This is a genomic window from Gordonia jinghuaiqii, assembly GCF_014041935.1.
Lineage (GTDB): Bacteria > Actinomycetota > Actinomycetes > Mycobacteriales > Mycobacteriaceae > Gordonia > Gordonia jinghuaiqii.
The window spans coordinates 1309480-1323564 of sequence record NZ_CP059491.1 but is presented as its reverse complement, the minus strand read 5'-3'; the positions used below and the strand labels follow the sequence as shown (position 1 = coordinate 1323564).

Here is a 14085-nt window from a genome sequence, read left to right as displayed (position 1 = left end):
GCCCGTGGCCGGTTGAGCCGCGAAACCCTGGCGAGCCGACCTCAGATCTCGACCAGGCAGTACCCGATCGATTCCGGTTGGTTGAAGTACCAGCGGGTCTCACCCGCCGGACACGACACGGTCGCGTCCGATCGGGTGGCGACGCGCGCGAGCACTGTCTGTGCCGCGGCGTCGCTGGTGCACGGGACCTCGCGGTAGTCGGCCAGCGATCCACCCGGCAGCGGCACCAGATAGCACAGGTCTTCGTAGAAATTCGGGGTGAGGCACAGCTTCTGCGTGCTCGACGGGAAGGTCAGCGTCGAATTCTGTTCGCTGGCGCACGGTGTCGAGGTGGGGATGGCCGCGGCCGCATAGAAGTTGAAGCCGGTGGAGTCGCAGTCGATCTCCGAGGCCAGCACGCTCGACGACGATCCGGGCTGCGAGGCGATGCTGACACATTGTCCGAGCTCGACGTCGTCGGCGCCGTTGATCGCGGCGGGCGTGGTGTCGGGGGTGCGGGTGGCTGGGCTGTCGGCGGTGGTGCCGGCCGGCTGTTCGGTCGGACCCGCCGACCGCGACGTCGATGATCCGGCGGTGGGCGCGCTCGACACCTGGGTCGTCACGTAGACGACGCCCGCGACGATGGCGAGCACCAGGAGCACGGCGAGGGCGCCGAGTGTGATCAGCAGACCCGACTTCTTCTTCGGCGGCGGTGGACCCCCTTGCGCGGGGTATCCACTCTGCGACGGATAGCCGCCGGCCGGCGCAACCGACTGCGGCTGATAAGACGAATACTGTTGCGCCCCTTGCTGATAGCCCGGATGCTGCGGCGCCGGCCGGTACTGCCGAAATGGTTGAACCGGCGGCGGCGCGGCCGGAGGCGGCTGTGGCGTCGTCGAGGGTGCACGCAGCGTCAGGGCGCGTTCGAGTTCGGTGGCGAACTCCCGGCACGAGCTGTAACGGCGGTCGGGCTCTTTCGCGAGTGCGCGGCTGAACACCGCGTCGACGGCACCGGACACGCCGGGACGCAGGCTCGACGGCCGCGGCGGAATCGACTGCAGATGGTGGGCGATGATCGACGCCGAGCTGGCCCCCTGGAACGGCGGTCGGCCGGTGAGGAGTTCGAAGACGGTCGCGGCCAGAGCGTACTGGTCGGCCCTGGCATCGACGGGATCACCGAGCAGCTGTTCGGGAGCCGCATACGCCACGGTGCCGAGGAAGACATTCGTCGAGGTCAGGTGGCTGGCGTCCTGCTCGGACTTGGCAATGCCGAAGTCCGCGAGCAACACCCGCGCCTCCGGCCCGCCGACGCCCTGCAGCAGGATGTTGGCCGGTTTGACGTCGCGGTGCAGCAGGCCGGTGCCGTGGGCGCGGTCGAGCGCCGCCCCGACCGATCGCACGATGGCGATGACGGTCGGGGTGTCGAGTCCCTGCGGGTTCTGGCGCAGCAGCTTGAGCGCATCGATGCCGTCGATGAACTCCATGGCGATCCACAGGTGGCCGTCGTATTCGCCGGAGTTGAAGATCGTGACGATCGAGGGGTGCACGACGCTCGAGGCGTGTTCGGCTTCTTTGACGAAGCGCTGCCGGTACATCGGGTCGCGGCTGAGGTCGCCGGGCAGGACCTTGAGCGCCTCGTTGCGTGGCAGATGCGGGTGCCGGGCGAGGTAGATCTCGCCCATTCCGCCCCGACCGATGAGCCGGATGATCGTGTAGCCGGCGAAGTGTTCGCCGGGATTGCGCGGCATCGCCCCTCCTCATCCGTGTCGGCAGCTCGACTCAGTCTGCCATCAGGCGTCGCTGAGCGAGGTGAGACAGAAGGCGCGCGCTTCGGGTTTGTCGTAGGTGGCCTTGACCTGATCGGCTGCACATTCGATCGATCCGTCACCGCTGGATTCGACGCGATAGATCCCGGCTCCGGTGACCGGGGTGCCCTCGCATTCGATGTTCGTGAAATCCACGAGCGAGCCGCCGGAGGACTGCGGTATCTGATAGCACTGGCCGTCGGCGTAGTTCGGCATCAGGCACAACCGGTCCTTGGTGTCGGGGAACGTCAGGTAGTTCTCGTAGTCACCGCACTCCCCCATGGCAATCTGCGTGGCGACGAACGTCATCTCGTCGGTGTCGCAGTCGGTCCTGGTCGCCTCGACCGTCGAGCTGCCGTCGGCCTCCCGCACCTCGACGCACTCCCCGACCGCCACGTCGGATGGCTCGGACACGTTGTTCGCCCCGCGTCCCGACGAACACGCAGCAAGGACGAACAGCACCGCACACCCCACGACGGCCGCGGACACTCGTACCCCTCGGGCGCATTTCACCGTTCCTGGGTCAGCCATGCAGGGATAATACGCTGCAAAGACGTTGCATGACTCCGCATTCGCCAGAGGTGCGAACACCACAGGATCCGCAGGTGTGCCACCCTGGACCCATGTCATCCGAGGACAGGACCGCGACCCGCCTGCGTCCGTTCGCGACGACGATCTTCGCCGAGATGTCGGCACTGGCCGTCGAGCACGATGCCATCAATCTCGGCCAGGGTTTCCCCGACACCGACGGTCCCGAGTCGATGCTCGACGCCGCGCGACAGGCCATCACCGACGGCCGCAACCAGTACCCGCCCGGCATCGGGGTCCCCGAGCTGCGGCACGCGGTCGCACGTCACCAGCGAGAGCATTACGGACTCGACTACGACGCCGACCACGAGGTCCTCGTCACCGTCGGGGCCACCGAAGCGATCGCGGGTGCGATCGTCGGGCTGGTCGAGCCCGGCGACGAGGTCATCATGCTGGAGCCCTACTACGACTCCTACGCCGCCACCGTAGCCATGGCCGGCGGTGTCCGACGCGTCGTCCCGTTGGTCCCCGACGCCGACGGCTTCCGCCTCGACCGCGATCGTCTCGCGCAGGCGTTCGGGCCGAAAACCTCTGTCGTGCTGATCAATACGCCACACAATCCACTCGGTACGGTGTTGCCGCCGGACGATCTCGCCGAGATCGCACGGCTGTGCATCGACTACGACGCCGTCGCGGTGACCGACGAGGTCTACGAACATCTCGTCTTCGACGGGCGCACCCACACACCGCCGGCAACACTGCCCGGAATGCGCGAGCGGACACTACGGATCTCCAGCGCCGCAAAGACATTCAACTGCACCGGCTGGAAGGTCGGCTGGATCAGCGGCCCAGCGGAGCTGGTGGCCGCGGTACGCACCGCCAAACAGTACATGTCCTACGTCGGGTCCGGCCCGTTCCAGCCCGCCGTCGCGCACGCCCTCGACACCGAGATGGCCTGGGTGCGGGAGTCGGCCACCGCGTTGCAGAACAAGCGCGACCTGATCTCCGCAGCGCTGACCGACTCGGGATTCGCCGTACACCGCAGCGAGGCCTCGTATTTCATCTGCGCCGACCCCCGACCGCTCGGCGTCGACGACGGTGTCGAGTTCTGCCGCGCGCTACCCGAGCGGATCGGCATCGCCGCCGTACCGGTGAGCGTCTTCGCCGACGACCGCGAACCCTGGCGTCACCTGGTGCGTTTCGCGTTCGCCAAACGCGACGAGGTGATCGCCGAGGCCGCGGAGCGTCTGCGAAAGCTCTGACACCGGTCAGCGCAAGGCGGGCTTCACATGCTGCTCGAACAGCTCGAGGTCGGCGAGGTCGTGGGCGATGTTCGGGAAGTAGAAGATGCCGTAGGACATCCCGGCATCGGCGAGGCCGCGGAGATTTGCCGCGACCTTCTCCGGCGTACCGACGGCGGGCATCCCGCGGAACGCACCCATGCTGTTCGACGCCGCGTCGGGTCCGACGGTCTTGGCCAGCCGCGCCTGCAGATCGGCGAGTTTGCGTTCCACCTCGGCGTCGGTCTCGCCGAGGATGACGTTGTAGTTCGACGACCTGACGATCGAGTCGTAGTCGCGTCCGAGGTCGGCGCAATGCTGTTGCAGCACCGACGATTTGTGCGCGAATCCGTCGGGCGTGCCGTCGAAGTTGGTGTAATCTGCGTACTTCGCCGCGATCCGCAGCGTCTTCTTCTCGCCGCCGCCGGCGATCCAGAGCGGTAGCTTTCCCGCGGTCGGCCGGGGTGCGCAGATCGCATCGTCGACGGTGTAGTGCTTGCCGTCGAAGCTCGCCCGCCCCTTCTCCCAGGCCTGCTTCATGATCTGCACGCCCTCGTCGAGACGCGCGAGACGTTCGCCGGCGGAGGGGAAACCGTAACCGTATGCACGCCATTCGTGTTCGTACCAACCGCCGCCGATGCCCATCTGCACTCGGCCACCGGAGATGAGGTCCGCGGTGGCGGCGACCTTGGCCAGGTACATCGGATTTCGGTAACTCATGGCGGTACACATCTGGCCGATGTCGACGCGGCGCGTGGTCGCCGCGATCGCCGACACCAGAGTCCACGCCTCATGGGTCGCCTCGTCGGTGGGCAGCGGCACGGTGTGGAAGTGGTCGTAGACCCAGACCGAGTCCCAGCCGGCCGACTCGGCGCGGTTCGCGACCGACGACATCACCTCCCACTGCGCCGCGGGTTCGATGCCCACGAGGTCGAGACGCCAGCCCTGGGGAATGAAGAGTCCGAATCGCATGTCGTCCAACCTACGCCGCAGGGGGCTCGTCGGCCGGTCAGCCCACCCCGCGGTGCGGCAACGAACCGCGCGTCATGACGGTGCAGTACCCGGTGGTCTCGACACCGTCGACGACGATCCGCGCGAACTGTTCGCGGTGACCGCTCGGGGTCGGCGCACCGTCGAGCAGCACGGACTCGGGTGCGACGAGATCGTAGACATCGTGTTCGACGAGCTCGCCGCGCGGCACTCCGAGGCCGCGCCCGTCGGCGTAACCGCCGTCGTATCCGGTCCCCGCGTAGGCCCACGGGTCGAGCAGCGGTGTCGCGACGATCTCGTGGCGGGTGCCCGCCTCGGATTCGACGACCATCCGCACCGATCGGTATGTCCGGGTTCCGGGCACGAACTCCGGCGTCACATCGGCGATCACCACGGTGGAACGCCGACCGTCGGCACCGATGACCTCGCCGTCGAGATAGGTGACCTGTCCGCGTTGATTCTCGCGCCGGGACACGCAGATACAGCTGTCCGCGGTGGCCGCATACAACACCGTGTGCATCATCGGCGCCGATGCGCGTGCTGCCGGGTCGGCCACCGACCGGTCGATGCCCCCCACGCCCGGGCGGACACCCCACGAATGATCGCGCACCGCCCACCAGTCGTCGACGGTCAGCCGGTCACCATCGACCGCGAGCCATCCGTCCCAGCGCCCGATCTGGTTGTACCGGGTGATCTCCTGGCCGATCCGGCCGGTACTGGCGTCGAGGTAGTGCTCCTCGGTGTAGGGACCGAATGCCGCGGTGAACACGAGTTCGGCTGCAAGTGGCGAGGATTCGCCTGACCAACAGACACGCACCTTGCGGTAGGGCTCGATGATCTCCACCCCGAGGTCCCCGACGGTGGCCTGCGCGGTCTCGGTGACCAACGGCCTCGACCATCGTGAATTGTGTTGCCGCCCGGCGCGTTGAACCGCACCGTATCCGTCGCAGACCCCCATGTTCTTGTACAGCGCCATGCCGGAGATGAATCCGGCGCCGCCGGCGGGGTCGACCCCGGCGAACCAGTACCGATCGTAGAACCGGGGATCGGAGGTGCCGGCGAAGCCGAACGGCCAGGGAACCTGGTGCATCAGCGTCTCGTCGAGCGGGTGCAGTGCGCGGGTGTTCACAGGGCCACCTCGAATGCCTTCTCCAGTCCGCCCCGCAGGTAGCGGGGCGCATAGTCCAACCCCAGGAGCGCGTCGAGGAGCGTTCGTGGTTCGCTCACCAGGCGCCCGAGACCACGGTAGGAGCCGACGAATCGCCAGGCATCGTGCCAGACGGCGTAGTAGGCCAGCTGCTGGTCGGTCGGGCGTCGGCCACCGGCCTCACAGTAGATTCGCAGGAAGTCCTCCCACTCGAAGATGTTCTCGACCGCGGGCCGGACGTACGCGAGATCCTGTGCCGGATCGCCGATTCGGGCGCGCTCCCAGTCCAGCATCGCGGTGAGTTCCTCACCGTCGAGGAGGATGTTGTGGAATCCCGGGTCCCCGTGCAGGAGCACCGGTGTCTCGACCCCCGTCGGCGCATTTGCCGCCAGCCATTCGAACAACAGCGAGCCAAGCGGCGCGGCATCGATACCGATGGCGCGCTCCACGCCGCGCACCAGTCGACGTTGCTCGTCGATGGCGTCCAGGATCTCGCCGCGAGTGGCCATCGGGGGCACCGGTGTCGGCACCGCGCCGTCGATCGCTAGCGCATGCAGGTTGCCCAGCTCCCGCGCCAGGGCTTCCGCGGCCTTCGGCGTGGTGCCCGGGTCCGGCCCGAAGACGTCGCCCACATTGGCCCCGCGGGCTCGGCGGGTCGCGAAGAACGGTCCGCCCAGGGCATTGTCCTGGGGCTCCAGCCACAGCGGCTCGGGTACCGCGACGCCATGGCCGAAGACGTGGCCGACGACGGCGAACTCGTCGATGAGTGTGTGGGCGTCGCGTCCCGGCGCGACCTGCCGCAACACGATCTCTTCCGGCGCCGCGGCATCGCCGTCGATCGTGAGCAGGGTGGTCTTCTTGGACAGGCCGCCGGCGAGCTGCTTCACCGACCGCACACGCACGTCTCGTCCGAGACGTGCGGCGAGATAGGTTCGCACTGCGTCGGGCCGGATCGCCGAGGTCAGCTCCTCCCCGAGCGAATTGCCCTCGGACTCACCGGCGGCGGGCCCATCGGCTTCGATGGTGCGTCCGGCGCCGGGGAGATCGGCGGCGACCAGCGATTCCAGCAGCATCCTCACCGCGGAGGATGCGGGATCGGTCGCGATCGACGCGACCCGCTCGACGACTCCGCAGTACGGATCGGCACCGGCGTCGGGGTCGAAGCCGAACGCCGACAACGCTTCCGCCACACGGGTGCGATGGGCCACCCGGCGTTCGGGCCGAAGGTCCTCTTCCAGCGCCCGATGGAACAACGGGACGGCGGAGGCGAGAATCGTCTCCGCGGCGCCGGCCCCGGCCGCGATCTCGGCGTGGATGGCCTCGCGCACAGCACGTACGGTGACCAATTCGTCTGCGGTGCAGTCGGGGTCAACGGCACGCTCACTGATGGACATCGTCGATCGCTCCTTCTCAGCAGGACCGGAAGTCGGGAACGCGCTTCTCGAAGAAGGCCTTGGCCCCTTCGCGCGATTCCTTGGACCGGAACGAGAGCGCCTGTCCCACCGCCTCGGATTCGATGGCGTCGGCGAACGAACGCTCGAAGGACGCGTTCAGTTGCTGTTTGATGACCGACAACGCGCGTCGCGGACCGTCGGCGAGCCGCGCGGACCAGTCGTCGACGAATCCGTCGAGATCCGCATCGGGGACGCACCGGTTGACCAGGCACATCTCCGCCGCCTCGGGACCACTCACGCGGGCGGCGAGAAACATGATCTCCTTGGCGCGCCCGAGGCCCACCAGCCGCGGCACGAGCCAGGAGCCGCCACCGTCGATGGACAGTCCGCGCTCGGCGAAGATCTCACCGAAGACCGCGGTGTCACTCGCCACCACCAGGTCCGCGCACAGCGCGAGATTGGCGCCGTAGCCGACCGCACCCCCACGCACCTTCGAGATCACCGGCAACGGGAGGTCGTGGATGACCGTGCACAGATGCCCCACCCGTCGCATGAACGTCATCTCGTCGGGCAGGATCCGCTCGGACAAGTCCATTCCCGAACAGAACGACGTTCCGGCTCCGGTGAGTACCACCACCCGGCACCGGTCGTCGCCCCAGATGGTCTCCAGTGCGGCGATGGCCTGATCGACCATCGCCTTGTTCAGGCCGTTCTTACGCTTCGGCCGGTTCAGCGTCAGGGTGGCGACGCCCGAATCACTCACCTCGAGAAGCACTTCCGGCTCCGAGGTGGTCGACGAAGTTGTCTGTGCCGCGGTCATCGGCTTGCATCCTCCAGCAGTCGGGTGGCGAAACGTGCGCGATGGGCGCCCGGGGTCCCGAGATAGACCTCGAGTACCTTGGCGCGCCGCAGATACAGGTGGGCGTCATGTTCCCAGGTGAACCCGATACCGCCGAGGATGTGCAACGACTGGTCGGCGATGATGACCGCGGCGTCACCGCAGGCGGCTTTGGCGGTGCTCGCCGCGACCGACAGGGCGCGGGCGGTCTCCTCGTCCGGACTCTCCAGATGGGCATCGGCCGCAGCGACCGCGACATCGAGTGCCGACCGGCCGAGTTCGAGCTTCATCAGCAGGTCGACGAGCTGATGCTTGATGGCCTGGAACTGTCCGATCGGACGATCGAACTGGATGCGTTCCTTGGCCCAGGCGACCGCCGCGTCGTGGCAGTGCTGGGCGACACCGATCTGTTCGGCGGCGATCAGGATCAGCGAGATGTCCAGAGCCGACGCCAGATTCGACGCGGGTCCGACGACGGTGGCCGGGCATCCGGTGAATGCGAACGATGCCAGCCCCCGCGTCAGATCCAGACCGGTCATCGCCGTGACGGCCAGGCCCTGGGCACCGGTGTCCACGGCCACGACGACCTCGGTGTCGCCGACCCGCACCGGCACGAGCAGGACGTCGGTATCCGACCCGTCGAGGACGAAGTCCACCTGACCGTCGACGGTGATCGTGCTGCCCGGGTCGGTGCGGCCCGAACCGGTGAGCGCGGCGACGACCCGGGTGGAGCCCGCATCCGGCCAGCCGACGGCGATCGCCACCTCATTGGCCGCCGCCCGCGACAGCAGGGCCTCCGCCTCGCCAGTGGCCACGACGCGCAGGAGCGAACCGGCCATCCCGAGAGTCGAGAGGGCCGGCACCACCGCCAGGTTGCGGGCGAGTTCCTCACAGACGAGCGCCATCTCGGCGATGCCCGCGGAGTCCTCGTCGGACTCCGACCCCTCGGCGACGACCAGGCCACCGAGACCCATCTGATCGACCAGGAGCTTCCACAACCGTTCGTCACGGCGGGGTTTCCCGTGATCGTCGAGGTGGTCCCGCGGACCCGATGCCGAGGCATCGCGGACGGCTTCGGCCAGCGCCGAACGCTCCTGCGCGTCGAGTGCCATGTACTTTTCCTTACGCTTTCCGTGCCCGGCGGGCCACGGGAGACACACCTTCGGCAGACGGGAGGGCAACGGTCGCGGTTCCGGGCATCACATTCGCCCCGCGCTGGTTGGTCGCGAAGGTGGTCAGATGCACGACGTGTTCGCCGTCGGAGGTGATCTCCTTGCCGGTGACCTCACCGCCGAGGGTGATGACGTCGGACAGGTAGACGAAGCCGCGGTACTCCGAGCTGCAGTCGGCCACCCAGCCGTTGTCGCCGATCCAGTTGGTCAGGAGCTGGGTCTGCCAGCACTGCCGCTGGAACCCGACGTCGTACTGGAACGCCACGCCCATCGCGTTGGCCGCCGCCTTGTTGTAGTGCACGGCGTAGATCGGTTCACTCGAACCCATCACCGGGTCGCGGAACGACCACGCCGGATGCGCCTGGTAGTCGGCAAGAGCCGCGGCGTGCGCCTTCAGACGCGGGATCGGGGTGCCGCCGCCGGCGATGAAGGCGACCTCGTCGGTCAGACCGATCGGACCCTTGGTGAGGGTCTGCATCGTCTCGCCGACGGTGACATCCTCCCAGAAGCGGGGGGCGGTGCCGCGCGGCTTCTCGGCGAGGACCTGACGCTCGATGGCGACGATCTCGTCCTCCTGCCACGGATGCGGCAGCACCAGCTCGGGCTTCGACGAGTCCTTCCCCGCCTCCTTCGACCGCGACTTCGCCGAACCGCGCTCGAAATTGACCACCTGCCAGTTGATCTCGGCGACCAGCTCGTCGTGCTGGTTGCGGTAGCTGTTCACGAAATGATCGGTCACCATCTGGCCGGCGAACTTGCTGGGACGCGGCCCGGTGAAACCGTCGTACCGACACGTCGCGGTGATGGTGTCACCCCAGTACACCGGCTTGTAGAAGTGCGCCTGTGTCGCGTTGTGAAAAGCGCCGAGTCCCGGCCAGCCGAACTGGATTCCGGAGAAACAACCGATCACGAACGACGGCGGGGCAACCGGGGCACCGTAATCCGAGCGTTGCGCCTGCTCGGCGTCGGTCCACAGCGTGTTGACATCGCCGATGCCGCCGGTGAACTTGGTCACCGCGATGCGAGTCGCCTCTTCGTTGTTGACCGAATGGTCGATGCGCAGGTTGACCCCGGCGCGGGCCTTCATCGACTCGACCATCTCGTCGGTGATGACGGCTTCGGGCATCTTCGCCTCGGTGGTCTTGTCCACCGACTCCGCGGTCGTCATTTGGCGCCCTTTCCCGGGTTCGCGGTCCAGCTGTTTCCGCCGCTGGGGATGCCGGCCTCGGCGACGGCCTTGTCGAGGGCGTCGAGCGTCCAGCGTCCTTCCGACATCAGCTTCCAGTTGGGATCCTTGGTCCACGGCGCGATGCGCTGCACGCGCGAACCGCCGACGAGGAAGACCTCCCCCGTCAACGGGCAGGACGGAGCCAGCAGATAGCCGACGAACGGCGAGACGTTCGCCGGGTCGAAACGGTCGAACTCGCCTTCCTTGCCTGCCAGCGCATCGCCGAAGGCGCTCTCGGTGAGCCGGGTGCGGGCCTGCGGCAGGATCGCGTTGACGCGAACTCCGTAGCGCTGCAGTTCCTTCGAGGCGACCTGCGTGAGGGTGGCGACAGCCGACTTGGCTGCCGAGTAGTTGGTCTGCCCCGGGTTGCCGAAGACACCCGACTCGCTGCTCGTGTTCACCACCGAACCGGAGGTGTCCTTGCCGGCCTTGCTCTGCTCGCGCCAGTAGCGCGCGACCTCACGGGTCATCACGAAGGTGCCACGCAGGTTGACCCGCAGCACCAGATCCCAGTCGTCGTCGTCGATGTTGACCAGCACTCGGTCGCGCAGGATTCCGGCGTTGTTGACCAGGCCGTCGACACCACCGAAGGTGTCGATGGCCGTCGCCACGATGCGGGCCGCGCCGGCCGAGTCGGACACGTCGTCGCCGTTGGCCACGGCCTGCCCGCCGGCGGCCTTGATCTCCTCGACCACGTCCTGGGCCGGGCCGGCCTGTGCGCCGCTGCCGTCCTGGGCGCCGCCCAGGTCGTTGACGACCACACTGGCGCCCTCCGCGGCGAACAGCAATGCGTGCTCACGTCCGATGCCGCGCGCGGCACCGGTCACGATGATCGTCTTACCGTCGAGATGTCCCATGGTTTTCCTCACTTGTCTGCGTCACTACTTGTCTGTGTCATTGGTGTCTGCGTGTACTTCTGCTTGTCCTTGGGGAGCCCCAGGAATCGTTCGGCGACGGTGTTGCGGTGGATCTCGTCGGTGCCGCCGCCGATACGCATTCCCGGCACGCTCAGGACGAGTTCGGACCAGGCGAACGACTGCGGGGCACCGGTGTCGCCGATCAGCCGCGGCCCCAGGACCACGCTCACCAGGTCGCTCAGCGCCTGGAGGTTCGCGGTGAGCGCGAGCTTGCCCAGCGACATCTCGGGTCCGGGTACACCGTTGGCCTTGAGGTTCGCATCGGCCCGCGCTCGCATGGCCTTCGCCGAGGTGACACCCGAGTAGACCTTGGCGAAGGCCTCGACGACCACCGGATCGTCGCCCCGGCCCAGATCGGAGATCCAGGCGGCGAGGTCGTCCATGCGGAACAATCCACTTCCCCCGCTGGAGGAACCGCCGATCGCGTTGCGCTCGTGCATCAGCATCGCGATCGCGACCTGCCACCCCGCACCGACCTCACCGAGCCGATGCGCGTCCGGGACGACGACGTCGGTGAGGAACACCTCGTTGAAGTCGGCGGCCCCGGTGATCTGGCGCAGCGGCCTGACCTCGACGCCGGGGGCGGTCATGTCCACGGCGAAGGCCGTCAGGTTCTTGTGCCGCGGTCCGTCCGAGGTGCGGGTCAGGGCGATGCCGACCTGCGAATAGTGCGCACCGGACGTCCACACCTTCTGTCCGTTCAGTGTCCAGTCGCCGTCGGCGTTCTCGCGTGTCGCCTTGGTCCGCACCGCCGCCAGGTCCGAGCCGGCGGCCGGTTCGCTGAACAACTGGCAGCCGACCACATCGGCGCGACGCAAACCCTTGAGCCACTTCGACTTCGCCTCGGGTGAACCGAACTGCGCCAGCGTCGGCGCCACCATGCCGAGACTGACCGACAGGGGCCCCTTCGACGGGATCGGAAAGCCGCGCTCGACCTTGGCGAAAGCCCGCTCGTACTGCGGCGGCAGGCCGGCTCCACCATCCTCGACGGGGCCGGCGATCCACCCGAAACCGGCGTCGAAGATCGCGCGCTGGTAGTCGAGGGCGGCGGCGAGCTCATCGTCGGTCGATCCGGAGAACAGTGCGTACCGCGACTTGACCGGCTTGGTCGCGGTCACGTCGCCACGATCACGGGTCAGCGAGCCCAGGAACTCGCGGGCTTCGTGGGCGAATTCGTCGACGCTGGGAGTCATTCCATCACCATGCTGTGAGCCATGCCATCACCATTCCATAAAGTCTAGTACTCGACAATCTAATCATAGAATATTCCGGTCGCGATGATCAACGCCGACGATCAGGCGGTGGGTTCCGCCGGGAAGACGGGCATAGGGAACACGGCCGCGTCCGGCACGCCTGACAGACGTGTGGACGCGGCCGTGAGATCCAGCAGCAGCTACGAGGGCGCAGCGACCTCAGACGAGGGTCAGCAACCGGCGATAGACAGCCGAGGCCGCCAGGTCGGAGGGGGCCTCGGTCAGTACCGAGCGCAGGTTCTCCAGAGTCCTCGTCGCCAGCGCGGCGAGTTCCTCGTGATAGCCCTGATAGGACCCGTAATCGGCGGCAGGCGGCGGTGACGGCAGCTCACCCGGCAACCAGTGTCGGGCGTCGGCGAGCCCCGCAGCCAGGGAATCGGCACGGGCGACGAGTTCGAAGCCTGCATTATCCCAGTCGATCTGAGCCAGCACAGCACGGATCTCGATCAATCGCGATCGGGCGTGATCGCTGGTCAGCTCGGGCGCGATGGTGTCATCGAGAATCGCACGGATCCCCGAGATGATCTCCGATGGTTGCGGTCTCACAGCGTCACGCCCTCTTCTCCGGCCAGCATGCCGGTTTCCGCCAACGCCAGCCCCTCCACATAGGTGGTCGGACCGGCCGGCCGGTCGGTGTCTCCGTCGCAGAACCCGCGGACCCCGGCGAGTGCGATCACCGCCAGGCGGAACACACTCATCACCTGCCAGAAATGCAGTCGCGGCCGGTCGACCTCGACACCCGTCGCCGCCGACCACCGCTTCAGGAAGTCCTCCAGGCCCCACCGGCCGTCGATGAAGTGCTCGCGCCGGTAGACCGAGCAGGTGTACCAGCCCAGATCGTCGTGGGCGTCGCCGAGATGCGCCAGCTCCCAGTCCAGCAACGCCGTCAGCGCACCGCCGTCGACGAGGACATTGGCGGGCCGGAAGTCACCGTGGACCAGCGAGACCGGCGCCGGGGAGGGCCGGTGACGGCGCAGCCAGGCCAGCACCTCGCGCAGGCCCGGATGGGGCTCGAGTTCCACCCGGTCCAGTTCGGCCGCCCACCTGTCGATCTCGACCTCGGCGGGATCGTGGGGTACCGGCAGCACTTCGGTCAGACCTGTCGACTCCACGTCGACGCGGTGCACGTCCGCCAGCAGATCGGTGACGGCGCCCGCGAGGTCGAACTGCGCCTCGCGACCGATCCGAAGTGGATCCTTGCTGCGCAACACGGCCCGGTCGGCGCGACCGACGAGGCGGTCGACCACCATCGCCGGGCGCTCCAGTCGGGTCCCGTCGTCGAGCGCGTGGACCGCGGCGACCGGAAGGTCGGTCCGTCCGAGTGCGCGCAGCAGCGCGTACTCCACGTCCCGCGGGGTGTCGACGACACCGCGTGCGGGTTCACGGCGCAACAGCAGCGCCCGGGTCACCCGCCCCGCAGGGGTGTCGAACTCGGCGTCGAACGCCCAGTTCTCCTGAGAGCTGCCGCCGCCGAGCCGGACGGGTGTGGTGAGGTCGGCGATGCCCTGGTCGGCCAGCATGTCGAGCAACGCCGCACGCATGTCGGTGACCATC

General features: G+C 67.8%; 13 protein-coding genes. 1 reads left to right on the top strand and 12 read right to left on the bottom strand.

All coding sequences use genetic code 11. The features are described 5' to 3' along the window. Positions 1-41: 41 nt before the first annotated feature. Positions 42-1727 (bottom strand): serine/threonine-protein kinase, encoded by a 1686-nt coding sequence (locus H1R19_RS05840; protein WP_219850843.1) that lies wholly within the window; start codon positions 1725-1727, stop codon positions 42-44. Between the two features lie 42 nt (positions 1728-1769). Beyond that, positions 1770-2315, bottom strand: a complete 546-nt coding sequence (locus H1R19_RS05835) for a pyridine nucleotide-disulfide oxidoreductase (protein ID WP_219850842.1) — start codon at positions 2313-2315, stop codon at positions 1770-1772. Between the two features lie 92 nt (positions 2316-2407). Here H1R19_RS05835 and H1R19_RS05830 point away from each other — a divergent pair, with 92 nt between their 5' ends. Then, entirely contained in the window at positions 2408-3574 is a 1167-nt protein-coding gene (locus H1R19_RS05830; protein WP_219850841.1) for a pyridoxal phosphate-dependent aminotransferase, read from the top strand. A 6-nt stretch (positions 3575-3580) separates the two neighbouring features. Here the strand turns inward: H1R19_RS05830 and H1R19_RS05825 are convergent, their stop codons facing one another. From H1R19_RS05825 to H1R19_RS05780, 10 genes are all read right to left on the bottom strand, one after another. Then, on the bottom strand, positions 3581-4564 hold the full coding sequence (locus H1R19_RS05825; RefSeq protein ID WP_219850840.1) for an LLM class F420-dependent oxidoreductase: 984 nt from the start codon (positions 4562-4564) through the stop codon (positions 3581-3583). A gap of 37 nt (positions 4565-4601) precedes the next feature. Beyond that, positions 4602-5711: an Rv3169 family protein gene (locus H1R19_RS05820; protein ID WP_244970888.1), complete on the bottom strand. Its 1110-nt coding sequence runs from the start codon at positions 5709-5711 to the stop codon at positions 4602-4604. Next, positions 5708-7123, bottom strand: a complete 1416-nt coding sequence (locus H1R19_RS05815; RefSeq protein WP_219850839.1) for a phosphotransferase family protein — start codon at positions 7121-7123, stop codon at positions 5708-5710. Before H1R19_RS05815 ends, H1R19_RS05820 begins: the two co-directional genes overlap by 4 nt. A gap of 16 nt (positions 7124-7139) precedes the next feature. Next, the gene (locus tag H1R19_RS05810; protein WP_219850838.1) at positions 7140-7943 is read right to left on the bottom strand and encodes an enoyl-CoA hydratase/isomerase family protein; all 804 of its coding nucleotides are present in this window, start codon (positions 7941-7943) and stop codon (positions 7140-7142) included. Next, positions 7940-9073, bottom strand: a complete 1134-nt coding sequence (locus H1R19_RS05805) for an acyl-CoA dehydrogenase family protein (protein ID WP_219850837.1) — start codon at positions 9071-9073, stop codon at positions 7940-7942. The genes H1R19_RS05810 and H1R19_RS05805 overlap by 4 nt, the downstream gene beginning before the upstream one ends. Before the next feature lie 10 nt (positions 9074-9083). Further along, positions 9084-10301 carry an FAS1-like dehydratase domain-containing protein gene (locus tag H1R19_RS05800; protein ID WP_219850836.1) on the bottom strand — a complete coding sequence of 406 codons (1218 nt, stop codon included), beginning with the start codon at positions 10299-10301 and terminating at the stop codon, positions 9084-9086. Next, a complete protein-coding gene (locus H1R19_RS05795; protein WP_219850835.1) occupies positions 10298-11218 on the bottom strand; it encodes an SDR family oxidoreductase in 921 nt (306 codons plus the stop codon). The genes H1R19_RS05800 and H1R19_RS05795 overlap by 4 nt, the downstream gene beginning before the upstream one ends. Before the next feature lie 8 nt (positions 11219-11226). After that, positions 11227-12471: an acyl-CoA dehydrogenase family protein gene (locus H1R19_RS05790; protein WP_219850834.1), complete on the bottom strand. Its 1245-nt coding sequence runs from the start codon at positions 12469-12471 to the stop codon at positions 11227-11229. Positions 12472-12690: 219 nt separating this feature from the next. Then, positions 12691-13077 carry a hypothetical protein gene (locus H1R19_RS05785; protein ID WP_219850833.1) on the bottom strand — a complete coding sequence of 129 codons (387 nt, stop codon included), beginning with the start codon at positions 13075-13077 and terminating at the stop codon, positions 12691-12693. Next, positions 13074-14084 (bottom strand): phosphotransferase family protein, encoded by a 1011-nt coding sequence (locus H1R19_RS05780; RefSeq protein ID WP_219850832.1) that lies wholly within the window; start codon positions 14082-14084, stop codon positions 13074-13076. The genes H1R19_RS05785 and H1R19_RS05780 overlap by 4 nt, the downstream gene beginning before the upstream one ends. Position 14085: the final 1 nt, after the last annotated feature.